Consider the following 23,807-nt stretch of genomic DNA (forward strand, 5'->3'; position numbering starts at 1 on the left):
GACCATTGTGGCCTGTCGGAGAGAGCGCACGAACCGGGGTCGCGCACCTGGTGGTGCGGGTGCGCGCCCTCCGCGCCGGTGCGGCCCGCCGGAGGGGCCGCACCGGCCCGCGGGTTCAGCGTGTCGGTGTCACCGGATCACCGGGCCCAACGAGGAGGCCGCTTCTCGAAGAAGGCCGCACGCCCCTCCGCCGCGTCCTGGCCGGCGAAGAACTCGGCGGACAGCTCACCCATCCGGGTGAACGCCTCGGTACGCCGGTCCGGGGCGGCCTGGACACCGCCCGCGAGCTCGCCCAGGAGCTCCTTGGTGCGGGACAGAGCGCTCGGCGCCGAGCCCCGCAGGCCCTGGAGCACCGCGTCCACCGCATGGTCCATCTCCCGGTCGGGGACAGCCTGGGTGACGAGCCCGGCCTTGGCGGCGGCGGAGGCGTCGAAGAGCTCACCGGTGAGGAAGTAGCGGCTGAGCTGCCGGGAGTGCATCCGGGCCGAGACCGGAACGGAGATGATCGCCGGGACCACGCCGATACGTACCTCGGTGAACGCGAAGGTGGCGCTCTTGGGGGCCAGGGCGATGTCGGCGGCGGCCACCAGACCGATCCCGCCCGCGCGTGCGGCGCCGTTGAGCACGGCGATCACCGGTTTGGGCGCACCCATGATCTGCTCGAAGATCTCCGGGAGCTCCGGTGCGGGTTCCACCGGGGTGCCCTGGAGGGCCGCACCGATCTCCTTGAGGTCGGCCCCGGCGCAGAACACCGGTCCGTTGCCGGTGAGGACGACCCCGCGAACGTCCTCGTCGGCCATGGCGTCGGACAGGGCCCGGGAGAGTTCGGTGCGCAGCCGCGCGGAGAGCGCGTTGCGGTTGTGCTGTGAGTCGAGGGTGATCGTGGCGATGGCACGGTCAACGCTCGACCGTACGAGGGGAGCGTCGTCCGAGGGGTTCGGGGACGTCGGGTGCTGCGTCATCGCAGACTGACCTTTCTCCGTTGAACGCGCGCGGATTCGGTCACGGCGCGCGGTACGCGAACAGCTTGTGGCCGTGTGCGTCTCGCTTGTGGCGGTAGGAACGCATCCGCCCCGAACAGTAGACAGGCCGATTGTTTCGGCACGGCGTCCACCGCCGCCGGACCGGTTAAGTCCGTGTCACGCGTGACAGCGCTTGTGTTACGTGGACCACACGCTAGCGTTCGCGCCCGCCGCGGCCTCCGCCCGCCCCACCGGTCCCGGGTGTCGGTCCCCCGCGGCCCGCTCCGGGGCCCTGACCGGGAACACGAACAGGGCCGGGGCGGGGTCCGTTCCCGGACCCCGCCCCGGCCCCTGAAGGCATCACGCCGTCCTTCGGGCTCCCCGGTCTCAGCGCCGGGTGGTGGCCGCGGAGAGGGCGTCGGCGAAGTGCATCATGGTGGTGACGGCGTCGGTGCCGTCGGCCGCCTCGCTCACCCTCAGGGTGAGGGGTTCGGCGGTGATGGCACCGGTGTACCCGTGGTCGAGTTCACAGCTCTCGTCGGCGCAGGAGGCCGGTTCGAGGTCGATGTGGGCGACAGCGCCCCAGTTCACCGACAGGTTCACGCTGAGCACCAGTTCACTGGGCAGGCTGCCCGGCTTGTACTGGGCGGGGTTGGGCACGACCCGGGTCAGCGCCACCGACTGGACATTGCCCAGCTGGATGCTGTCGGTCGTGGTGGAGGCGTGCGAGGTCCCACCGGGTTCGGTGGGCGGGTGCTCGTCCGTGTGGCAGACGACGAGCCGGGTCGCGGTCAGCAGCATCACGGTGATGTGCCGCCGCATTTCCATCGCCGGGTCGAAGGTCGCCTCATGGTGCACGATGAACGCCTCGGCGTCCTCCTCGCCCAAGGTGGTCGCGACGGCGTCGATGACCAGGGCGGGGTAGTACCCGCTCCGCTCGATCTCCAGGCGCCAGTCCGTGGGCACGGCACGTGTTTTCCTCATACCCCTATCCTGCCTCCTTCCGGTGACACTTCGCGACCGTCCACCGAAACGGGAGGCCCATTCCCTGATCAGAACGTCACCCCGCGCAGTCGGCGCGGGCCGGCGTCCGGCCGCACGTCGGGGGCCTCGCGCAGCCACATGCGGGCGCCCAGGACATGGGCCCCGGTGGCGTTGACCAGTACGGGGTCCAGGTCCACGTAACCGATCTCGGGGAAGGCCTCCACCAGGCGGGACACCCGGATGAGCAGTTCCTCCAGCGCCTCCACGTTGGGTTGTTCGGCCAGCGAGGTCGCCCCCGCGGGCAGGCCGAACAGCAGCGGGGCGGCCCGGACCGCGTGGATGAGGTCGGCGGCGTCCATGTCGGTCAGCGGTGCCAGCCGGAACGACCGGTCGTCGAGGAGTTCGGCGGTGACGTCCGCCAGCCCGAAGGAGACCACCGACCCGAAGGACCGGTTGTCGCCCGCGCGCACCACCGTGGGCACGCCGGGCGCCGCCATCCGCTGGACGACCAGCTCCGCCTCGCCGCCGAAGCGGTCGAGCAGGGAGAGGTAGGCGCTGCGCACGTCCTCGGGGGTGCGCAGGTCGGCCCGGACGAACGTGCCGCCCGCACGTACCCGCAGGTCGGGTGCGTCGGCCTTGACCACGGCGGGATAGCCGAGCTCACCCGCGGCGACGACGGCCTCGTCCGCGGAGCTGACCCTGATGTCGGGGTAGGCGGCGATCCCGTAGCAGGCCAGCAGGTCGCGGGCGTCCTCGGCGGAGATCGCGGTCTCCTCGTCGTACCGCCGCTCGCCGCCGAACCAGGCGACGTCCTCCATCGCCGGGGTCGCCTTCCTGAGGGCGCGGGTGATGGTGGCCCGTGCCCGGGCGCGGTCGATGTCGGGCAGTTCGGGGTGGCGTCCGGGCTTGCGGTTGCGCCACTGGGCGTACCGGGTGGAGTGGGCGAGGGCGCGCACCGCGTCCTCCGGCGAGGGGTAGGAGGGCACCGAACCGTGCAGGGTCTGGTTCCGCTCCCCGATGTGCCTCAGTTCCTCGGGGATGCCCTGGCGGGCCAGGTAGGTGGTGACGATGGGTTTGTCCGAGTCCAGGGAGCGGGCGCGCAGCACACGGGCCACGTCGTCCCCGATGGGGTGCAGGGCGGGCACGAAGACCACCACGACCGAGTGCACGTCCTCGGCGGCCAGCGCGGCCCGGATCGCGGTGTCGAAGTCCTCGGCGGTGGCCTGCGGCCCCAGGTTGACCGGATCGTGCGGTTTGAGGCCCTGACGGACGGCGGCATCCTTGACCAGCAGCTCCAGGGAGTCGGAGTTGCCGATGATGCCCACCCGGGGGCCCTGGGGCAGCGGCTGGTAGGCGAAGACCTGGGCGGCGTCGAACATCTGGGTGATGTCGTCCACCCGCACCACACCGGCCTGCTGGAACAGGGAGGTGACGGCGTAGTCGGGCAGGGCGAGACCGCCCGCGGCGTGCCCGGTGGGCGTGGTCTGCGCGGAACCGCCGCTGCGCACCGCCACGACCGGCTTCTGCTTGGCCAGGCGCCGTGCCAGCCGGGTGAACTTGCGCGGGTTGCCCAGGGACTCCAGGTACTGGAGCACCACCTGGGTGGCGGGGTCCTCCTGCCAGTACTGCATGAGGTCGTTGCCGGACACGTCCGCGCGGTTGCCCGCGGACACGAAGGTGGACAGGCCCATTCCGCGCTCGGCGACCCGCTGGAGGATGGCCCGGCCCAGGGCGCCGGACTGGGAGAAGAACCCGATGGGCCCCTGGGAGGGCAGGTCCGGGGACAGGGTGGCGTTGAGGGAGACCGAGGGGTCGCTGTTGGCGATGCCCAGGCAGTTGGGGCCGACCACCCGCATACCGGCGGCGCGGGCGGTGCGCACCAGCTCGTCCTGGCGGGCCCGGCCCTCGGCCCCGACCTCTCCGAAGCCGGAGCTGACCACGATCAGGCCGTGTACGCCCTTCTCGGCGCACTGCTCGACCACGTCGACGACCATGTCGGCGCGCACCGCCACCACGGCCAGGTCGACCTGGTCCGGGATCTCCAGGACGGAGGGGTAGGCGCGTACGCCCACCACGGCCTTGGCCTCGGGGTGGACGGGGTAGACCGGCCCCTGGAACTCCCCGCCGAGCAGGTTGCGCAGGGCGGTCTGGCCGATGGTGTGCGCGGTGCGGCTGGCTCCGATGACCGCGACGGACTCGGGGAAGAGCAGCCGGGCGATGGAACGCGACTCGGCGCGCTGTTCCCGGGCCTGCATGACCTCCCTGGAGTCGTCGGTGGGCTGCAGGTCCAGGGTGAGCCGGATGACGCCCTCGTCGAAGGTCTGCTGGGCGGTGTACCCGGCCTCACGGAAAACGTTGATCATGCGCCGGTTCTCGGGCAGCACGTCGGCGATGAAGCGGCGCATCCCCCGTTCGCGGGCGGCCGCACCGATGTGTTCCAGGAGCACCGAGGCCAGGCCCCGCCCCTGGTGGCCGTCCTCCACGACGAAGGCCACCTCGGCCTCCTCCGGGGCGACCTTGTCGTAACGCACCACGGCGACGAGTGAGTCGGAGATCGTGGCCACGAGGGCCACACGGTCCTCGTAGTCGACCGTGGTGAAGCGTTTGACGTCACGGTCGGAGAGTTTCGGGTAGGGCGCGAAGAACCGGTAGTAGATCGTCTCCGGCGAGAGCCGGGCGTGGAACTCGCGCAGCAGGTCGGCGTCGTCAGGGGTGATGGGGCGCAGATGCGCGGTGCCTCCGTCGGTCAGGACGACGTCGGCTTCCCAGTGGTTCGGGTAGGACTGCACGACTGCGAGACTAGACGACAATCGGTCTATTCCGGGGAAAGTCCATGCGGGCTCCCCGAAATCCCCGCCGCGGTCTTCCCGCCCAGCCGCCGCCGGGACCGTCCGCGACGGGGTCCGCGTACTCTGGTCCGGTGGGTCCGAGGACCCTCGACAGCCCCTGTGTGACAGCGTGTCCCGGGCGCTGTCAGTTCGTTACCCGACACTGGTCGTTAAGCTGTTAACGTCGTGCGGGCACAGATTCTCAAACCCTCGGTGGTGGCTGGCGAAATGACTCGAGTGGTCGTGATCGGTGACCTGATGACCGACGCCGTCGCGCGCGCGTTCTACCCGTTGGCCCGCGGTAGCGACACACCGGCGTCGGTGGTCATGTACGGCGGGGGGTCCGGGGCGAACATAGCCTCCTGGCTGTCCGTCGAGGGCACCGACACCACGTTCGTCGGCCGCCGCGGCTCCGACATCACCGGGCGCACCCGCGAGATGGAGCTCATGGGCTACGGCCTGGACTCGCGCATGGTGATGGACCCCGAACGCCCCACCGGTACCTGCGTGGTGATGATCACCCACCGGGGCGACCGGACGATGCTCAGCGACCCCGGCGCCAACGCCCGCCTCCAGCCCGAGGACCTGCCCCGCGACGTCTTCGGCGCCGACGGCCACCTGCACGTGTCCGGCTACACGCTGATCAACTCCGACTCCCGCCGCGCGGCCCGGGTGGCCCTGCGGATGGCGCGGGAGAGCGGGATGTCGATCTCGGTGGACGGCGGTTCGCACGCGCCGCTGGAGCGGGCGGGCGCGGAGAACTTCCTGGACTGGACCCAGGGCGCCCGGCTGCTGTTCGTCAACCTCGCCCAGGCCCGGGTGCTCACCGGGCGGGACGACGCGGAGGCCGCGGCGAAGGTCCTGACCGCCTGGTTCCCCAACGTGGTGATCAAGCTCGGTGAGGAGGGCGGGCTGTGGGCCTCCAAGACGCGCGAGGACTGCGTGAAGGCCCCCGCCGAGCCGGTGGAGCCCTCACCCGGTTCGGTGGGCGCCGGTGACGCCTTCATCGCCGGGTTCCTGCCCTCGTGGCTGGCCGGACGCCATCCCAAAGAGGCGCTGGGCCGGGCCAGCCACCTGGCCGCCCGTGCTCTGCACCAGCCGGGTGCCCGTCCGGACCTGGGTGAGGAGCAGCCCGTCCGCCGGGGTGCGCCCCGCGGACAGCGCATCCGCTAGCAGGAACTTCGGGATAATCCCCCGTGATCTTGCTACCAGAAGCGAAATAGGCGCCGCAGTTGCCTCTGGTAGCAAGATCACCGCAGAAGAAGGCGCCGCTCAGCCCCCGGAGGTCGCCAGGGTCAGGGGCAGGACCTCCGGGGCCCCGGCCCTGCGCAGCAGCGCGGCGCCGACGGTGAGGCTCCACCCGGTGTCGGACTGGTCGTCCACCAGCAGGACCGGACCCGGGGTCCGGGCCTGGAGCTCGGTGAGGCGCGCGGTGAGCGCCTCGTCCGCCACCAGCTCGGAGTACACCTGTTCCAGGCGCATGGCGCTGTTGTGGCGCCGGGCGCCCGGCCCGCCCCGCCGGTAGGACAGCGAGCCGAGCGGGGCCAGCCGCCCCAGTTCGGCGATGCGGGCGGCGAGGTCGGCGACCAGGACCGGGCGGGTGGCCGAGGGCATCGCCACCACACCCACGGGGCGGTTCTGCCAGCCCCAGGCGGCGAGTACCCGCACCACCCCCTGCAGGACCCGCTCGTCCACGGGGGCGTCGGGTGCGTCCTCGGCGAGGATCCGGCGCAGTTCGGTGCCCCAGCCGATATCGGTGAGGCGGCCCAGGGCGCGCCCCTCCCCCGCTCTCAGCTCTTCGGGGATCTTGCCGGACAGGCGCACCCCGAGGGTGTCCATCCCGGTCGGCCACTGGCGGCGCGGGCTGATCGGCGTGCCGGGCCGGTCCAGGTGGTCGGCGGCGGCCTTGCGCCGCCCGGAGTCGACCTCGGTGGGCCAGTACCGGCCGGTGCACACGTCGCAGCGGCCGCAGACGACCGCCTCGGGGTCGTCCAGCTGGCGGCGGAGGAACTCCATCCGGCAGGTGTCGGCGGCGATGTAGTCGAGCATGGCCCGCTGCTCGCGTTCGCGGGCGGCGCTGACGGCGGCGTAGCGGTCCGCGTCGTAGGTCCAGGGCCGGCCGGTGGCGGTCCAGCCGCCCCGCACCCGGCGCACCGCCCCGTCCACGTCCAGCACCTTGAGCATCTGTTCCAGGCGAGTGCGGCGCAGGTCCACCCGGGTCTCCAGGTGGGCGACGGACAGGGGCCCGTCGGCCTCGGCCAGCACCTGGAGGGTCTGGCGGACGGTCTCCTCGGGCGGGAAGGACAGCCCGGCGAAGTACTCCCAGATCTGGACGTCCTCACGGCCCGGCAGCAGCACGGCCTCGGCCCGCTGTACGCCGCGGCCCGCACGGCCGACCTGCTGGTAGTAGGAGATCGGCGACTGCGGGGCGCCCAGGTGGGCGACGAAGCCCAGGTCCGGCTTGTCGAAGCCCATGCCGAGGGCGCTGGTGGCCACGAGCGCCTTGACCCGGTTGTCCAGCAGCGCGTCCTCGGCCCGTTTGCGCTCCTCGGGGTCGGTCTGCCCGGTGTAGGGCAGCACCTCCATCCCCTGTTCGGTGAGGAAGCGGGCGGTCTCCAGGGCGGCGCTGACGGTGAGCGTGTAGACGATGCCCGAACCGGGGATCCGGGGCAGGTGTTCGGCGAGCCAGCTGAGCCGGGCGGTGGGGTCGGGCAGCTCTGCCACGGCCAGGCTCAGGCTCTCCCGTTCCAGGCTGCCGCGCAGGACCAGGGTGTCGGCGCGGTCGGCGCCGGCCTGGAGCTGTTCGGCGACGTCGTGGGTGACGCGCTCGTTGGCGGTGGCGGTGGTGGCCAGGACCGGCACCCCGTCGGGCAGGTCGTGCAGCAGGGAGCGGATCCGCCGGTAGTCGGGGCGGAAGTCGTGGCCCCAGTCGGAGACGCAGTGCGCCTCGTCGATGACGACCAGGCCCGCCCCGGCGGCGAGTTCGGGCAGGACCCGGTCGCGGAACTCCGGGTTGTTGAGCCGTTCGGGACTGACCAGGAGCACGTCCACCCGCCCCTGGGCGACCTCGGCGTAGGTGGCCTCCCAGGCGGTGGTGTTGGAGCTGTTGATGGTGCGGGCACGGATACCGGCCCGCTCCGCGGCGGCGATCTGGTTGCGCATCAGCGCCAGCAGCGGGGAGACGATGACGGTGGGGCCCGCGCCCTCGGCCCGGCGCAGGGCGGTGGCCACGAAGTACACCGCCGACTTGCCCCAGCCGGTGCGCTGCACGACCAGTGCTCGCCGCCGGTCCTCGACCAGGGCGCGGATGGCGGTCCACTGGTCCTCGCGCAGGCGGGCGGAGTCCCCGGCGAGGGCGCGCAGGTGCTCCTCGGCGCGTTCGCGCAGGGCGCCGCCGGGACGGTGGTCCGCGGGGTCGGTGACGGGTTCTGTGTCCGGGACGGGAGCGCCGGGCGGGGTGGGAGTGGCCATGACTTCCTTGGTACCAGAGGCGGCGGGGGTCGGTGCGGTTGTCCACAGGCTCCCGGGACCGTGCTGGCACGAGGCCGTCTCCACCGGGCCCGGGGCTCGACAAGCAGCGGCGCCCCGGCCCGTACGAATTCAGGGCGGGGCGCCGGAAACCGGAGGAGCGGTCAGGCGCGGGCGGTGGAGAGGAAGGCGGTCCACTCGGCGGCGGGGAAGGGGAAGTGCCCCTTGGCGGGGTTCTTCGAGTCCCGGAGTGCGGCACCGCAGGGGAGGTCAGCGACCTCGACGCAGCCTCCGTTGACGCCGCTGTAGCTGCTCTTCCGAAAGCCCGCGGGGATGTGGGCGACCTCGACACAGTCGTTATTGACACCGCTGTAGCTGCTCTTGCGCCACATCATCTGGTCGGTCACTGTGCTCACTCTTCTAGTTCTTGAACCCGATGGTTGAGGAAATCCAGGCTCTGCGCTGGGGTCATGGAACAACTCTGTGTGCTGCCGAACATGTCGTTGTACAGCCTGATCTGCTCGTCTTCCTCAAGAAACATGGTAGTGGTGGGGCTTTCGAGATAGATGACGCTCGCATCCCTCGGGTCTGGGAAGTCCATGATGAGGTACTTGCCCTCGGTGGAGGTGTGGGCGCCCGCGGTGAACGGCAGTACGTAGATGTCAATGTTGCCTCGCGCAGCCATGTGACTCAGGTGGCGTAGCTGTTCACACATCACGCTTGCTGAACCGACCATGCGGCGGATGGCTGCTTCGTCGATGATCGCAAGGTAGGTGGGCGGGTTGGGGCGGTTCAGGATGCTTTGCCGTGCCATACGGGCGGTCACTCTTTGGGCGATCTCGCTGTCATCCCGTACGCGGTTCGCTCGGAAGATGGCATCCGCATACGCCGGAGTCTGAAGTAGTCCGGGGATTACCTGGGCCTCATAGGTACGGATGGCGCAAGCTTCAGCTTCGAAGTCGACGAGGGTCTGAGGCATGAGGTCCTTGTACAAGGACCACCAGCCCTTCAAACCAGCCAGCTTGGATAGTTCGTGCATGGCTGCACGCACGGAAGGGTCGTCGACTTTGTAGAGGTCCAAGAGCTTGTTCAAGGTCGGGACAGGGACCGTCTTGGACTCAGCCTGTTCGATCTTGCTCAGATTGGCTCTACTGATGCCGGTGTGCTTCGCGACCTCGTTGAGAGTCATCCCAGTTTCCGTGCGAAGCCGCTTGAGCTCTGCTGAAAGACGTCGCCGTCGGACGCTGGGGCTGTAAGGAGCGGCCATGGGAGGAGCCTAGCCCAAGTTGTCGTAGTTAGTAGAATCCACTTGACGGAGTGGATTCTACTGTCTAGCGTTGTGTGTAGTCGGTGATCGGAGCCTTACCTAGAGTCTCTGCTGATCAGACTACTTTGTGCCCCTTTCCCTGCACGGGGAAAACGTGAAGGTCACCGACCCAGCGGGCACTCCCCCGAACCATCTACTGCTTCCGCCTGCGTAAGGAGCTCTGTTCGTCATGCCCGCACTCGCCCCCGTACCCCCGATGGCCGAAGTGACCATCGCCCTCCACGAGCTGGTGCCGCACGCCTACCGCCACTACTTCAACGGCCGCCCCGACCGCCCCTACTACTCCTCCCGCCGCTACGACTTCGGTGCCTCCCCTCTGCTCCTCCCACTCGTGCGGGCCTTCCTGGACACCTGCGCGGCCGAGCAGAGCACCGACTACCGCTACCTGTTCACCCTCATCGGCTCCGAACTCGCCAGCAACGCGCTCACACACTCACGGTCGGGACTCCCCGGGCGCAGCTACACCCTGCTCTGCGAGCGCAAGCGCGACGGACTCCGCCTCACCTGCCGCGACGACGGCATCGCCAACGACCCCACCAGCGTGCACGACCGCCACTACCTGACCCCCGACCCCGGTGGGCTGGACCCCAGCGCCGAGGCCGGGCGCGGGTTGGCCATGGTGGACGCCCTGGCCACCGGCTGGGGGGACAACGGCCGCCCCGGACACCGCGCGGTCTGGTTCTTCCTCGCCTACGACCTGAAGGACAGCGCCTGGCCCGAACTGGCCCGCTAGCAGCACTCCGAAACGAAAGAAGGGCCCAGGAAAGCGCGGCAACGCTTCCCGGGCCCCAACAACCCCGAATTCCAGACCTCTCAAAGCCAGAAAGCAGGATCGATGACGAATCCTATCCCCGCACCCCGACCTTCCAGCGACCCGCTGTACCGCACCCGCCCGGCACTGCCCCGCCGCACCCCGCTCGTCGGCCCGGCCTGCCCCTCGTGCTCGCACCCCTCCTGCCGCCGACGCCGCGCCGAACGGCTGCCCCGGCTCGGCGGGCACCTGGCCGAGTACCGCAACGAACACACCCTCGCCGCCGCCGTACAAGCCCGCAACCCGCACCTGATCATCTGGTACGGGGAACGAACGGGCTCCTACTGGGTCGCCTCCTCCACCGGCCTGGCCGAGGTCCCCGACGCCGCGACCCTGGACCGTCTCTTCCCACCGGTGCTCGAACTCTGGTGATACCGGTGGTCCGGCCCGGGCCGTCAGGCGGTTCGGGCCGGGATAACGGTGTTCGCCTCGTGGTCCAGCCAGATCTGTTGGCGGTCGGCGGACACGGTCAGGCCGAAGCGGGTGTGCTCGGGCCGACCGCTCCGCTGCCACCACTCGTAGGCTGCCTCCAGTTCGGCGAACAGGGCACGGGGACCGTGCTGGCGAACCTCGTGGTCGGAGGCCCCCGGGCTCTGGTCGATGTGCCAGGACGCCCAGGAGGCGGTACCGGGGTCGACCAGAAACACCGTGAACCGCTGCTCGTCCTCGTCGGGGAACTCGACCCGGTTCAGCACGGTGGGCATACGCAACCCGATGGCGAAGCTCGCCTCGAAGTCCCCGACCGGCTCATAGGGGTGCAGCTTCGTTCGGGTGGTGGTGAACTCCTGTTCCCGGGGGCGGACGTGGGTTTCGACCACCCGCCTGGGCACGCGTTGGTCGCGCACCCACATGAAGGCCGCGTCACCACCGAAGCGCCCCTGCGCGGTGCCGTGCGGCCCGACCTGGAGGTCGGCCAGAACCCCGTTGTGGAAGGCGTTGCCCCAGGGGGTGAGGATCCTGCCGCCGGGCCGGGTCTGGGCGATCCAGTGGTAGGGAACCCGCTGCACGGCGGCGGTACTGATCACCCGGTCGAAGGGGGCTCGGGCGGGCCAGCCCTGGGTGCCGTCCCCGGTGACCACCAGGGGCGCGAACCCGGCCGACATCAAGCTGACCCGGGCCTGCTCGGCCAGCTCCGGGTCGACCTCGACGCTGGTCACGGAGTCGTCACCGAGCAGGTGCGACAACAGCGCCGCGTTGTACCCGGTTCCGGTGCCGACCTCCAGGGCCCGCATCCCGGGGAACACGTCCAGACGGCGGAGCATGTCCGCGACGATCGAGGGTTGGGAGGCGGAGCTGGTCGGGTACCCGGAACCGCCCCCGGTGCCGTCGTCGAGTTGGGTGACGACCGGGATGTCGTCGTAGGCCAGGGTGAGCCAGCGGTCCGCCTCACGGATCCGGTCGACGGTGGCCCCGTCAGGGTCGGTGATCTGGTCGGGGAGGAAGCGGTGCCGCTCCACCTGTTCGAACGCGGCCCGCCAGTGCTGGGGCAGGTCGCCCGCCTGCACGAGGCGGGCGACCAGCTTCTCGTGGGACGGAATCACTACTTGCCGTCCCTCTCGTGCTTGCCTCCGCCGGAACCTCCGTCGTCGGGGGTGGGCGGAGGGACGGGCCGGTCGGGCTTGTGTCCGTCTGCGGTGGAGTTGTCGTCGTGTTTGCCGTACAGGGTGGCGGTGATGAACACGGGCCGCTCCAGAGGTGGGAGGTGATCGCTTGTGTTCGCAGAGCCAGATTAGGGAGCGGCCAGGAGGAGTGAAAGCGGAATGCGCAGCTATGCGGTAGGGGACGGTGCCTGGTGGACGGGGATGAATAGACGTGAATACGCCTGCCTATTCTCCGTTCAGGGCGTCGATCGCACGCAGGATCAGGGAGCGGGCCTCCTGCCCGTACCTGGCCGCCCGCGCGCACAGGTCGAAGGCCCGGACGTACTGCTCGACCTCACTGGGGTGGGTGAGGCGCAGCTCCGCCGACAGGGTCTCGACGGTGACGAGCCGGTCGTCGTGAATCCAGAAGCCGTGCCCCGGGTCGAAGACCACGCGTTGGTCGAACGGGATGATGCCCAGGGAGACGTTGGCGAGCGCTGAAACCGAGGTGAGCCGGTCGAGCTGCTCCACCATGGCGTCACGGTCGGTGTAGCGGGTGTGGAGCACACCTTCGGTGAGGAGAAAGCGGAACCGTTTGCGCCTGCTGTAGAGAGTCTCCTGGCGTTGGAGGCGTTTGCGAACCGCTTCGTCCACACCGATGGACACACCACTGAATCCTGCGAACTGGGTGAGTACCGCCCGCGCGAAAAGTTCTGTCTGGAGGATGCCCGGCACGACGGTGCACTCATAGATGCGAAGCAACGAGGCCCGCTGTTCCTGGCGGTGCGCCTCAGCCTGCGGTCCTTGCATGCCTGCACGTGTCTGAATCCGCCACTCGACATACATCGACTCCAGGACGCGGAGCCGGTCCACGATCTCCTCGGCAGCCCTTTCCCGGCCGCACGCGCCAGCCCATGCCTGTACTTCCGCGCTGGTGGGAGTCTGGCGACCGGTCTCCAACCGGGAGACCTTCGGCTGACTCCAGCCCACCAACTCCGCGAGCTGCGCACCGGTCAGGCCCGCACCGGTGCGCAGCTCGCGCAGACTTCGCCCGATCTCGTGGCGGGCACGTTCGAGGGAGTAGGACACCTACGCAGTAAACCGCTTCCTGGACACGGGGTCGTAGTCACGGTGGGGGACGGCGTAGTGCCAGGCGATGTCACGCCACTGGCAGTGCTGGGCGACGGTTGCCGGGTCGTCGATGACCTCGTACTCGTAGGGGACGTCGTCCTCGTCGAAGTGCAGGACGCAGATCCAACGGCTATCGAAGAGCCAGAAGTCGCGCTGCGGCAGCCGCTCGACCGACGGATGGTGGCGGGGAAGCCAGCGGATGTCCTCCCCGGCCTCCTGGTTGAACTGGGTGGCGGCGTGCTCCCAACGGATGTAGTCGCTCAGCGGTTCGCTGACCACGCGGACCCGCTGCCAGAGCGGCCAACGGCCCAGACCGCAGAGCTCAAAAGCGACACATGGCGGAACCCGGTTCCATATTCCCCCACAAGTTCACCCTAGTAACAGAATAGAAACTTTCCAGTTAGGTGCCATTGCGCTTCGGCGAAGCCGCCCCAACACTCAGCGTCAGGGCTCATGTCCTATGGGAGCGCTCCCGTCGGGTTCGCGTCCCATCGAGAAGCACGAAAGGCAGACGATGGCACACCCCCGCTACCGCCACCCCGCACGCCCGGGGCCGCGCAGCAGGCTCGGCCTGCTCGCCACCGCCTCGGCGCTCGTGGTCGGCGGCGCCACCCTTGCCGTCACCGGCGCCGGAACCGGCGGCGCCGCACCCGTCTCGGCCGAGACGGCCCAGGTACCCGTCGGCTCGGGCAGTTACACGACCGCCCTCCCCGAGGGGGCCTCGGGCCCCTCCGACCTCAACGGCAACCCGGTCGCCCCCAAGGTGACCGACGACTTCGAGGGCCCGGCCCCCACCAACGAGTGGTGGTCCTCCCTGATCTTCCAGCGCTACCCCGACAACCCCCACGGCGAGAACCTGTTCGCCCACCCGTTGAGCTACCTCCCCCACGAGGGCGGCCTCAACATGGGCTACCCGGACTCCCACAGGCTCGTGGGCGAGGGCCTCAAGTACGAGTACACCGCCGTCGCCGACCTCTCGCTCGGCGTCGCCGGACTGGAGTCACCCGACACCCGCACCGCCGACAGCGGCGACTGGACCGTCACCGCGCACTGGGAGGGCGGCGGCTCGACCCTGCGCGTCACCATCGGCCAGGGCCTGCCCTTCGCCTACGCCGAGACCGGGGGCGGCGACGCCGAGGTGACCTTCACCGGCACCCCCGAGGTCTGGCACCAGGACGGATCCACCGTCGGCGCCACCGTGAACGGCAGGCACTACGCCCTGTTCGCCCCCTCCGACGCGCCCTGGTCCCTGTCCGGCGACACCCTCACCGCCGCCACCGGGGACGAGGGGTACTACTCGGTGGCCGTCCTGCCCTCGCCCGAGGACCTGGACGCCTTCGCCCCCTACGCGCACTCCTTCGTCACCGACTCCCTCGTGGAGTACGACTACGACGAGTCCGCGGCCACCCTCACCAGCACCTACCGGTTGGAGACCGAGGCCAGGGAGGGCGCGGAGACGGGCACGCTCGCCGCGCTCTACCCGCACCAGTGGGAGCACGTCACCGGTGACCTCACCGACCTGTCCTACGCCTCCCCCCGGGGCGAGATGCGGGTTTCCGAGGGCGCCTCCTTCACCACCGAGCTCACCACCCAGGGCATCATGCCCAGCCTGCCCACCGTCGACAGCGCCGACCACGACCGGCTGGCCGCCCTGATCGACGAGGTGCTGGCCGAGGAGGAACTCTTCCCCGAGCCCGGCGACACCTACTGGGACGGCAAGGCCATGGGCCGCCTGGCCCAGCTCGTGCCCATCGCCGACTCGATCGGGCACACCGAGGCGCGCGACGAACTCCTCGCCCTGGTCAAGGGGCGCCTGGAGGACTGGCTGACCGCGGACGGGACCCGCCGCTTCCACCACGACCGGACCTGGGGCACGATGCTCGGCTTCCCCGACAGCTTCGGGGCCGCCACCGAGATCAACGACCACGACTTCCATTACGGGTACTTCGTCTCCGCCGCCGCCGTGGTCGCCCGCTACGACCGCGACTGGGCCGACGACGACGCCTGGGGCGGCATGATCCGCCTGCTCATCGACGACGTGGCCGGGACCGACCCCGACAGCGACATGTTCCCCCGCCTGCGCTCCTTCTCCCCCTACGCCGGGCACGGCTGGGCCTCCGGCCACGCCGGGTTCGCCGCGGGCAACAACCAGGAGTCCTCCTCCGAGGGCATGCACTTCGCCGCCGCCACCGCGACCTTCGGGGCCCTGACCGGCGACGAGGAACTGCGCGACCTGGGTGTCTACCTGCACACCACGCAGGCCTCCACCATCGCCCGCTACTGGCAGAACCAGGGCGGCGACACCTTCCCCGAGGACTTCGACGAGGACGTCGTCGGCATGGTGTGGGGCGACGGCGGCGACTACCGCATCTGGTGGGACGGCGGCCACGAGGAGCACTACGGCATCAACTACCTGCCCATCACCGCGGGCTCGCTGTACCTGGGGCACGACCCCGAGCACGCCGGCGCCGTCCACGAGTCGCTCCTGGACAAGCTCGGCCGCGAACCCGAGATCTGGCGGGACATCCACTGGGCGCACCGCGCGCTCTCCGACGGCGAGGACGCCCTGAGGATGTTCGAGGAGCAGTGGCGGACCTACGAACCCGAGGCGGGCGAGTCCAAGCCGCACACCTACCAGTGGGTGTCCACGCTCGCCGAGGTCGGCAACGTGGACGTCTCCGTCACCGCGGACACCGCCCACTACGCCGTGTTCGACAACGGGGCCGAACGCGCCTACACGGCCTTCAACCCGGGTTCCGAACCGCTGACCGTGACCTTCTCCGACGGCACCGAGCTCCGGGTCGCACCGGGCGCGCTCGGTTCCACCGTAGGTGAGGGTGGTGGGGGCGACCCCGGCGACGGCGACGACGGCGACCCCGGACCGGGTCCGGGCGAGGGCAACGTGGGAGAGGGCACCCTGCACCTGGACGCCACCGGGCTCACCACCGAACCGGACGGCACGGAGGGCACGATCACCGTGCCCGACGCCGGCGGCCGGAACCAGGACGGCACCCCGCCCCCGGACGCCGTGGTGCTCGAACTGGAGGACCTGAACGGCTCCTTCACCGGCGAGGGCACCACCTTCGCCCTGCCGGTGGACTCCGGCAACGGCGTCGGCAACGCCGTGCAGGTGCGCGTCTCCTACGACTTCGACGGCGACGGCAGCCACGACCGGGAGGAGACCCACCACTATTTCCCCACCAACGACCTGCCCGGCTGGGAGGTCTACACCGAGAGCCGGGGACTGAGCTCCGGTGACGGCGAGTTCGCCGACCTGACGGGCGGATCGGTGCGCCTGGAGGTCTGGAGCGCCCTCGGCGGCCAGGACTCCGAGATCCGCATCGGCGGCGGCCAGGGCTCCACCCTGGGCATCCCCTTCACCGACTGACCGCGGGCGCCGTACCGGCGCCGAACGCCCGCAGCGGGGGCGGACCGCTCCACGACGGTCCGCCCCCGCCCGGAAGTTCCCCCCTCCCGGACCCGCCTCCGGGGCGGAAAACCCACCCGTGAACGGGCGAAACCCCCCTAGTCGCACGACTCACACACGCCCGAACCCCTGCCCCCGTACGTTTCAGTCCCCGGAACAGGCCAGAATTACGGACATGGCCCGTACTACTTCCCGTCCCCCCGAGGATCTCGCCGAAAAGATCATCGACATCGACGTCTCCGAGGAGATGCGCGGCAGCTTCCTGGAGTACGCGTACTCGGTGATCTACCAACGCGCTCTGCCCGACGCGCGCGACGGTATGAAACCGGTCCAACGGCGCATCCTGTACCAGATGAACGAAATGGGCCTGCGGCCCGACCGCGGGCACGTCAAATGCGCCCGTGTCGTCGGGGAGGTGATGGGTCGGCTCCACCCCCACGGCGACTCCGCCATCTACGACGCCCTGGTGCGCCTCAGCCAGTCCTTCGCCATGCGTGTGCCCCTGGTCGACGGCCACGGCAACTTCGGTTCGCTGGGCGGCGACGACGCCCCCGCGGCCATGCGCTACACCGAGGCCCGGCTGGACAGCGCCGCCGAACTGCTGGTCTCGTCCATCGACGAGGACGTCGTCGACTTCAGGCCGAACTACGACGGCCAGGAGACCGAGCCGGAGGTCCTGCCCGCGTCCTTCCCCAACCTCCTGGTCAACGGCGCCTCCGGCATCGCCGTGGGCATGGCCACCAACATGGCCCCGCACAACCTGGGCGAGGTCATCGCGGCGGCCCGCCACCTGATCGCCCACCCCGACGCCACCCTGGAGGAGCTCACCGAGTTCGTCCCCGGCCCCGACCTGCCCACCGGCGGCACCATCGTCGGTCTGGACGGGGTCCGCGACGCCTACCGCAAGGGCCGCGGCACCTTCAAGACCCGCGCCACCGTCTCCATCGAGAAGGTGTCCGCGCGCCGCACCGGCCTGGTCGTCACCGAACTGCCCTACAGCGTCGGCCCGGAGAAGGTCGTCAGCCGGATCAAGGAGCTGGTGCAGTCCAAGAAGCTCCAGGGCATCTCGGACCTGAAGGACCTGACCGACCGCAACCAGGGCCTGCGCCTGGTCATCGAGCTCAAGAACGGCTTCAACCCCGAGGCGGTGCTGGAGGAGCTCTACCGGCTCACGCCGATGGAGGAGTCCTTCGGCATCAACAACGTGGCGCTGGTCAACGGCCAGCCCCAGACGCTGGGACTGCGCGAGCTGCTGGAGGTCTACGTCGACCACCGGCTCGACGTGGTCCGCCGCCGCAGCGAGCACCGCCGCAAGAAGCGCCAGGAGCGCCTGCACCTGGTCGGCGGCCTGCTCGTCGCCCTGCTCGACATCGACCGGGTGATCGCGCTCATCCGCGAGGCCGACGACACCGCGGCGGCCCGTGAGTCCCTCATGGGCGCCTACGACCTGTCCGAGATCCAGGCGCGCTACATCCTCGACACCCCGCTGCGCCGGCTCACCCGGTTCGACCGGCTGGAGCTGGAGACCGAGCGGGACCGGCTCAACCAGGAGATCGAGGAGCTCACCTCGATCCTGGAGTCGGACAAGAAGCTGCGCCGCGTCGTCTCCAAGGAACTGAACGACGTCTCCAAGAAGTTCGCGACCCCGCGCCGCACCCAGCTGCGCGAGAGCGACGGCGCGGCCCGCGCCGCGGTGATCCCGCTGGAGATGGCCGACCAGCCCTGCCACGTCCTGCTCGGTGTGGACGGCCACATCGCCCGGACCAAGGGTGCGGCGCCGCCGCGCGTGTACGAGGGCCTTCGGGCTCCGCACGACGCGATCGAGGTTTCGGTCCCGACCACGTCCCGGTCCGACATCGGCTTCGTCACCGACCTGGGGCGGATGATCCGCGTCCCGGTCGTGGAACTGCCGGAGCTGCCCGAACAGGGCGAGGGCGAACCGGAGCGCCCACCCCTGGCAGCCGGTTTGGACGTCGGCGAGTTCGTGCAGCTCGACGAAGGTGAGCGGGTCGTGTCGGTGGTGTCGATGAACAACTCCGGCCCCGGCTTCGCCGTGGGCACCGTCGGCGGTGTGGTCAAGCGCGTCGCGCCGGACTTCCCGCCCAACAAGGACGACTTCGAGATCATCACGCTCAAGGACGACGACCGCGTCATCGGCCTCACACAGCTCTCCACGGGTGAGGAGGACCTCGTCTTCATCACCTCCGAGGCGCAGCTGCTGCGCTTCTCGGCGGCCACCGCCCGCCCGCAGGGCCGGCAGGCCGGGGGCGTGGCCGGAGTCCGCCTGTCCGAGGAGGCCCGCGTCCTGTGGTTCGGCGCGGTGCCCAGCCCGGAGGACTCGGTCGTGGTGACCGTCTCCGGCAGCAGCAACGCCCTGGAGGGCACCCAGCCCGGATCCGCCAAGGTGACCCCCTTCGAGGCCTACCCCTCGAAGGGCCGGGCGACCGGCGGTGTACGCTGCCATCGCTACCTGAAGGGCGAGGACACCCTGCTGTTCGCATGGGTGGGACGCGCACCGGCCCGGGCCTCCCGGGCCGACGGCAAGCCGGTCCGGCTGCCGGACCTGACCGAACGCAGGGACGGTTCCGGTGAGGCTCTGCCGCGTGCCATCACCACGGTCGGTAGCGGCCAGACCGACTCCGGGATCACCGCTCCCGGAGCCAACACCTGAGCTTGACGCAACGTGCCGTGCACACGGGTGTGCTTACCTGTGTGCACGGCACCGGCGTGCACCGATAACGCATAGGGAGTAACACCAAGTGAGTGAAAACCAGGACACCACCCCTGCCCCGGGGACGTTCGACGATGTCTTCGGCGCCAACGCCGCCTACGTCGAGGAGTTCTCACTCGCCGGGCTCAAACCGCTGGCGGCCCGCGGTCTGGCCCTGGTGACCTGCATGGACTCCAGGATCGAACCGCTCGACATGCTGGGTCTGCAGCCCGGTGACGCGAAGATCCTGCGCAACGCGGGCGCCCGGGTCACCGACGACACCCTGCGGACCCTCGTCCTGGCGGTGTACCTGCTGGGGGTGGACCGGGTGCTGGTCCTGCCGCACACCCGCTGCAAGATGGCCTCGGTGGCCAGCGACGACGCCGTGCACGACCTTATCCTGGAGGAGCACGGGGTGGACACCCGCAGCCTGGAGTTCCACACCGACAACGACCAGCTGGGCGCGCTCCGGCACGACCTGGAGCGGATCCGGCACCACCCGCTGCTCCCCCAGGGGCTCCCGGTGGCCGGTGCGCTCTACGACGTGGACACCGGGAGGGTGAAGCCGGTCGACCTCTGAGGCGGGAATGCGCTCGCTCCGGCGGCCGTTGTCATCCGCGACGGCAGGCGGCCGCCGAGAGGAGCACCGTGGAAGAGAGCACCTACGACACCTTCAACCGGGCCCGCATGTTCCTGGAACTGGGCGACCCGATCTACGCCGCCCGGACCCTCGAACCCGCGGTGGAGGACGAACCGGACAGCCGTTCCCTCCTGGAGCTGCTGGGCCGCGCCTACTTCCGCTCCGCCCAGCTCAACAAGGCCGAGTCGGCCTTCCGCAGGCTGATCGAACTGGACCCGGTGGACAACTGGGCGCACATCGCGCTCGCACGCACGCTGGAGAGGCAGAGCCGCCACGAGGAGGCGGCCACCTACCGGCGCATGCACGCGGTGATGTCCGGCGGTTCACTGGATTGAACCGGGTGCGCGGCACCGGCGGGGCCGGACCCGGCTAGCCTGCTGAGCATGGCTTCCACACCTGACAGACAGGACCCGGGCGACCCTTGGGTCGACCGATGTTCGGACAGCGCCCGTTCCTGGGCCGACGAGGCCGTGCGCAAGGTGGTCGCGGACGACACCCGTTCGGCCGACACCCACCTGCATGTGTTCCCGCTGCCCCCGGAGTGGGGCATCGACCTGTACCTGAAGGACGAGTCGGTGCACCCCACCGGCAGCCTCAAGCACAGGTTGGCCCGGTCGCTGTTCCTCTACGGCCTGGCCAACGGGTGGATCACCGAGGGCACCACGATCGTGGAGGCCAGTTCCGGGTCCACCGCGGTCTCGGAGGCCTACTTCGCGCAGCTGGTCGGGCTGGACTTCATCACCGTGGTGCCGCGCAGGACCAGCCCGGAGAAGATCGCCCTGATCGAGCGGTACGGCGGCCGCTGCCACTTCGTGGACAACCCCCCGGAGATGTACAGCGAGGCCGAGCGCCTGGCCGCCGAGACCGGCGGCCACTACATGGACCAGTTCACCTACGCCGAGCGGGCCACGGACTGGCGGGGCAACAACAACATCGCCGAGTCGATCTTCGAGCAGCTCGCGATGGAGCGCCATCCCTGCCCGGACTGGATCGTGGTGGGCGCGGGAACGGGCGGCACCTCGGCGACCATCGGGCGCTACCTGCGCTACCGGCGCCTGCACACGCGCCTGGCCGTGGTGGACCCGGAGAACTCCGCGTTCTTCCCCGGCTGGGTGACCGGTGCCCCGGACTACGCGACCGGCATGCCGTCCCGGATCGAGGGCATCGGCCGTCCGCGGATGGAGCCGAGCTTCGTCCCCTCGGTGATCGACCTGATGATGCCGGTCCCCGACGCCGCGAGCATCGCCGCGATGCGCCACCTGCACGACCTCACCGGCCGGTCCGCGGGCGGGTCGACCGGCACCAACCTGTGGGGGGTGTGGCACCTGGTCGCCAGGATGCTCCGTGAGGGGCTCAGGGGCAGTGTGGTCACCCTGATCTGTGACGGCGGCGAGCGCTACCAGCACAGCTACTACAACGACTCCTGGGTCTCGGAGCGGGGTCTGGACCCCACGCCGTACCGGGCCGCCATCGACCGGTTCTTCGCCGACGGTGTCTGGGAGCCGCCGCAGGCGCCTTGAGCGGGCCGTGGCCCGGAACGACGACGGGGGCCGCGCCGTCGGACGGTGCGGCCCCCGTGTGCCCGGGTCAGGCGTCGATGCGTTCCAGGTCGAGCTCCTGCGCGCCCTCCTGGATGAACCTGCGGCGCGGGGCCACCTCGTTGCCCATCAGCAGGTTGAACACGGAGGCGGCCTCCTCCGCCTGCTCCACCCGGATGCGGCGCAGGGTGCGGTGGCGCGGGTCCATGGTGGTCTCGGCGAGCTGGTCGGCGTCCATCTCACCCAGGCCCTTGTACCGCTGCACCGGCTCCTTCCAGGAGATCTTGCGCTTCTCCAGGTCCAGCAGGGTGCGGGAGAGCTCGGCGTCGGAGTAGGTGTAGATGTAGCGGTCCTCCGGTTTGGCTCCACGCTTGCGCCGGACGTTGGTCAGCTCGATGCGGTGCAGCGGCGGGACGGCCGCGTACACGCGCCCGGCCTCCAGCATCGGCCGCATGTACCGGTAGATGAGGGTGAGCAGCAGGCAGCGGATGTGCGCGCCGTCGACGTCGGCGTCGGCCATCAGGATGACACGGCCGTAGCGGGCGGCGTCCAGGTCGAAGGTCCGGCCCGAGCCGGCCCCGATGACCTGGAGGATCGCCGCGCACTCGGCGTTCTTGAGCATGTCCGCGACCGAGGACTTCTGCACGTTGAGGATCTTGCCCCGGATGGGCAGCAGGGCCTGGAACTCGGAGTCGCGGGCGAGCTTGGCGGTGCCCAGCGCGGAGTCACCCTCCACGATGAAGAGTTCGCTGTGCTCGAGCCCCTCGCTGCGGCAGTCCACCAGCTTGGCGGGCAGGGCCGAACTCTCCAGGGCGTTCTTGCGGCGCTGGGTCTCGCGCTGCTGGCGGGCGGCCAGCCGGGCCTTGGCCGCACCCACGACCTTCTCCATGACGCTGCGCGCCTTGGCCTTCTCCGCCTTCTTCGTGGAGGCGAGGAATTCGCGCAGTTCCCTGCCGACCACCTGGGAGACGATGCGGGAGGCCGCGGAGGTACCGAGGATCTCCTTGGTCTGCCCCTCGAACTGCGGCTCGGGCAGGCGCACGGTGACGACCGCGGTCAGCCCCTCCTGGGTGTCGTCCTTGGTGACCGGGTCGTCGTTGTTCCTGAGCAGCTTGGTGGCGCGCAACTGGTCGTTGACGACCCGGACCAGGGCGCGCTCGAAGCCGTTGATGTGGGTGCCGCCCTTGGGGGTGGCGATCACGTTGACGAAGGAGCGCACGGTGGTGTCGTAGCCGGTGCCCCAGCGCAGGGCCACGTCCACGTCCAGGCGTCGGTCGACGTCGGCGGGGACCATGTGGCCGGACTCGTCCAGGACCGGGACGGTCTCGGTGAAGTTGCCCGAGCCCTGGATCCGCAGGACGTCGCTGATCGCCTCGTCCGGGGCCAGGAAGGTGCAGAACTCGCTGATCCCGCCGTCGAAGCGGAACTCCTCGGTGTAGGCGGGCTCGCCCTCGGCGCGCTCGTCGCGCACCGCGATGGTGAGCCCGGGGATGAGGAAGGCGGTCTGGCGGGCCCGGTCGAGCAGGTTCTCCCGGGTGATCTCGGCGTCCTTGAGGAAGATCTGCCGGTCCGGCCAGAAGCGGATCCGGGTGCCGGTGATCTTCTTGGCGATCTTGCGGGTCTGTTCGAGCCCGGAGACCGGGGTGAACTCGGCGTCGGGACCGGCTCCGGCGAAACGCCCGGCGATGCCGCGCCGGAAGCTCAGCGCGTGGGTGCTGCCCTGGCGGTCGACCTCGACGTCGACCCGGGCGGACAGGGCGTTGACGACGGAGGCGCCGACACCGTGGAGACCACCGGACGCGGTGTAGGACCCGGAGCCGAACTTGCCGCCCGCGTGGAGCTTGGTCATGACCAGCTCGACACCGGACAGGCCGGACTTGGGTTCTATGTCGACGGGGATACCGCGGCCATCGTCGCTGACGGCGACGGAGCCGTCGCTGTGCAGGGTCACGTCGATGCGCCCGCAGTGGCCGCCGAGGGCCTCGTCCACGGAGTTGTCGATGATTTCCCACATGCAGTGGGTGAGGCCACGACTGTCGGTGGAGCCGATGTACATGCCCGGCCGTTTGCGCACCGCCTCGAGGCCCTCGAGGACCGACAGGTGCCGGGCGGAGTAATCCTCGGGATCGTGGACGGCTGCGGTCAAGGCGGTCACTCGGACATCTCCTGCGTCTTGAGGGGCAATCGGGGCGCTGTGCGGTGCGTGCCCTTCGTACCGCGCCGCACCGACTGTTGAGGGGGCCAGGCTACGACGGGCCGGGGGCTCCGTCGTGTCACGGCCGTGTGTGGGCGGAGCCGTGTCCCCCGGATTCGGGGCGCCGGCTTCGTCGCCGGGGCCGCTGTGACGGGCTCCACGGGCCGACGCGGGGTCGGACGGGCCTGCCCCGCGCGAGACTACCAC

General features: G+C 70.2%; 19 protein-coding genes. 8 read left to right on the top strand and 11 right to left on the bottom strand.

The genetic code is table 11. The features are described 5' to 3' along the window. Nucleotides 1-137 precede the first annotated feature (137 nt). The 3 genes from ACUKCB_RS13500 to ACUKCB_RS13510 all read right to left on the bottom strand — a co-directional run bounded on the left by ACUKCB_RS13500 (nucleotide 138) and on the right by ACUKCB_RS13510 (nucleotide 4,735). The gene (locus ACUKCB_RS13500) at nucleotides 138-962 is read right to left on the bottom strand and encodes an enoyl-CoA hydratase-related protein (protein ID WP_473040833.1); all 825 of its coding nucleotides are present in this window, start codon (nucleotides 960-962) and stop codon (nucleotides 138-140) included. 387 nt (nucleotides 963-1,349) lie between these two features. Then, nucleotides 1,350-1,928 (bottom strand): DUF5998 family protein, encoded by a 579-nt coding sequence (locus tag ACUKCB_RS13505; RefSeq protein WP_473040995.1) that lies wholly within the window; start codon nucleotides 1,926-1,928, stop codon nucleotides 1,350-1,352. 86 nt (nucleotides 1,929-2,014) lie between these two features. Further along, nucleotides 2,015-4,735 carry a bifunctional acetate--CoA ligase family protein/GNAT family N-acetyltransferase gene (locus ACUKCB_RS13510; RefSeq protein WP_473040834.1) on the bottom strand — a complete coding sequence of 907 codons (2,721 nt, stop codon included), beginning with the start codon at nucleotides 4,733-4,735 and terminating at the stop codon, nucleotides 2,015-2,017. Between the two features lie 276 nt (nucleotides 4,736-5,011). On the opposite strand from ACUKCB_RS13510, the gene ACUKCB_RS13515 reads away from it, so the two are divergent. Continuing rightward, nucleotides 5,012-5,947 carry a carbohydrate kinase family protein gene (locus ACUKCB_RS13515; protein WP_473040996.1) on the top strand — a complete coding sequence of 312 codons (936 nt, stop codon included), beginning with the start codon at nucleotides 5,012-5,014 and terminating at the stop codon, nucleotides 5,945-5,947. Nucleotides 5,948-6,046: 99 nt separating this feature from the next. Here ACUKCB_RS13515 and ACUKCB_RS13520 read toward each other — a convergent pair whose 3' ends face one another. From ACUKCB_RS13520 to ACUKCB_RS13530, 3 genes are all read right to left on the bottom strand, one after another. Beyond that, nucleotides 6,047-8,245 carry a RecQ family ATP-dependent DNA helicase gene (locus tag ACUKCB_RS13520; protein WP_473040835.1) on the bottom strand — a complete coding sequence of 733 codons (2,199 nt, stop codon included), beginning with the start codon at nucleotides 8,243-8,245 and terminating at the stop codon, nucleotides 6,047-6,049. Nucleotides 8,246-8,406: 161 nt separating this feature from the next. Further along, the gene (locus tag ACUKCB_RS13525; protein WP_473040997.1) at nucleotides 8,407-8,637 is read right to left on the bottom strand and encodes a DUF397 domain-containing protein; all 231 of its coding nucleotides are present in this window, start codon (nucleotides 8,635-8,637) and stop codon (nucleotides 8,407-8,409) included. A gap of 17 nt (nucleotides 8,638-8,654) precedes the next feature. Beyond that, complete coding sequence (locus ACUKCB_RS13530; protein ID WP_473040836.1) at nucleotides 8,655-9,509, bottom strand: helix-turn-helix domain-containing protein; 855 nt, start codon at nucleotides 9,507-9,509, stop codon at nucleotides 8,655-8,657. 229 nt (nucleotides 9,510-9,738) lie between these two features. On the opposite strand from ACUKCB_RS13530, the gene ACUKCB_RS13535 reads away from it, so the two are divergent. Both ACUKCB_RS13535 and ACUKCB_RS13540 read left to right on the top strand, forming a co-directional pair. Next, nucleotides 9,739-10,302 (top strand): ATP-binding protein, encoded by a 564-nt coding sequence (locus tag ACUKCB_RS13535; protein WP_473040837.1) that lies wholly within the window; start codon nucleotides 9,739-9,741, stop codon nucleotides 10,300-10,302. Nucleotides 10,303-10,404: 102 nt separating this feature from the next. Beyond that, nucleotides 10,405-10,752, top strand: coding sequence for a hypothetical protein (locus tag ACUKCB_RS13540; protein WP_473040838.1), 348 nt, complete (start codon nucleotides 10,405-10,407; stop codon nucleotides 10,750-10,752). Nucleotides 10,753-10,775: 23 nt separating this feature from the next. Here the strand turns inward: ACUKCB_RS13540 and ACUKCB_RS13545 are convergent, their stop codons facing one another. The 4 genes from ACUKCB_RS13545 to ACUKCB_RS13560 all read right to left on the bottom strand — a co-directional run bounded on the left by ACUKCB_RS13545 (nucleotide 10,776) and on the right by ACUKCB_RS13560 (nucleotide 13,448). After that, entirely contained in the window at nucleotides 10,776-11,921 is a 1,146-nt protein-coding gene (locus ACUKCB_RS13545; protein ID WP_473040839.1) for a methyltransferase domain-containing protein, read from the bottom strand. After that, on the bottom strand, nucleotides 11,921-12,061 hold the full coding sequence (locus ACUKCB_RS13550) for a hypothetical protein (RefSeq protein ID WP_191273772.1): 141 nt from the start codon (nucleotides 12,059-12,061) through the stop codon (nucleotides 11,921-11,923). The genes ACUKCB_RS13545 and ACUKCB_RS13550 overlap by 1 nt, the downstream gene beginning before the upstream one ends. Before the next feature lie 145 nt (nucleotides 12,062-12,206). Beyond that, nucleotides 12,207-13,049: a helix-turn-helix domain-containing protein gene (locus ACUKCB_RS13555; protein WP_473040840.1), complete on the bottom strand. Its 843-nt coding sequence runs from the start codon at nucleotides 13,047-13,049 to the stop codon at nucleotides 12,207-12,209. Further along, nucleotides 13,050-13,448 carry a DUF6879 family protein gene (locus ACUKCB_RS13560; protein WP_473040998.1) on the bottom strand — a complete coding sequence of 133 codons (399 nt, stop codon included), beginning with the start codon at nucleotides 13,446-13,448 and terminating at the stop codon, nucleotides 13,050-13,052. Nucleotides 13,449-13,605: 157 nt separating this feature from the next. Between ACUKCB_RS13560 and ACUKCB_RS13565 the strand changes: the two genes are divergently transcribed. The 5 genes from ACUKCB_RS13565 (at nucleotide 13,606) to cds1 (ending at nucleotide 21,388) form a co-directional block, all read left to right on the top strand. Then, nucleotides 13,606-16,479 carry a glycosyl hydrolase gene (locus ACUKCB_RS13565; RefSeq protein WP_473040841.1) on the top strand — a complete coding sequence of 958 codons (2,874 nt, stop codon included), beginning with the start codon at nucleotides 13,606-13,608 and terminating at the stop codon, nucleotides 16,477-16,479. A 214-nt stretch (nucleotides 16,480-16,693) separates the two neighbouring features. Further along, complete coding sequence (locus tag ACUKCB_RS13570) at nucleotides 16,694-19,189, top strand: DNA gyrase/topoisomerase IV subunit A (RefSeq protein WP_473040842.1); 2,496 nt, start codon at nucleotides 16,694-16,696, stop codon at nucleotides 19,187-19,189. Nucleotides 19,190-19,277: 88 nt separating this feature from the next. Next, entirely contained in the window at nucleotides 19,278-19,808 is a 531-nt protein-coding gene (locus tag ACUKCB_RS13575) for a beta-class carbonic anhydrase (protein WP_473040843.1), read from the top strand. A gap of 68 nt (nucleotides 19,809-19,876) precedes the next feature. Then, nucleotides 19,877-20,203 carry a tetratricopeptide repeat protein gene (locus ACUKCB_RS13580; RefSeq protein WP_473040844.1) on the top strand — a complete coding sequence of 109 codons (327 nt, stop codon included), beginning with the start codon at nucleotides 19,877-19,879 and terminating at the stop codon, nucleotides 20,201-20,203. A gap of 48 nt (nucleotides 20,204-20,251) precedes the next feature. Further along, nucleotides 20,252-21,388 (top strand): L-cysteine desulfhydrase Cds1, encoded by a 1,137-nt coding sequence (cds1, locus tag ACUKCB_RS13585; protein WP_473040845.1) that lies wholly within the window; start codon nucleotides 20,252-20,254, stop codon nucleotides 21,386-21,388. 67 nt (nucleotides 21,389-21,455) lie between these two features. Here the strand turns inward: cds1 and ACUKCB_RS13590 are convergent, their stop codons facing one another. After that, on the bottom strand, nucleotides 21,456-23,561 hold the full coding sequence (locus ACUKCB_RS13590; protein ID WP_473040846.1) for a DNA gyrase/topoisomerase IV subunit B: 2,106 nt from the start codon (nucleotides 23,559-23,561) through the stop codon (nucleotides 21,456-21,458). Between the last annotated feature and the right edge of the window lie 246 nt (nucleotides 23,562-23,807).

This window comes from Nocardiopsis moroccensis, assembly GCF_055763695.1.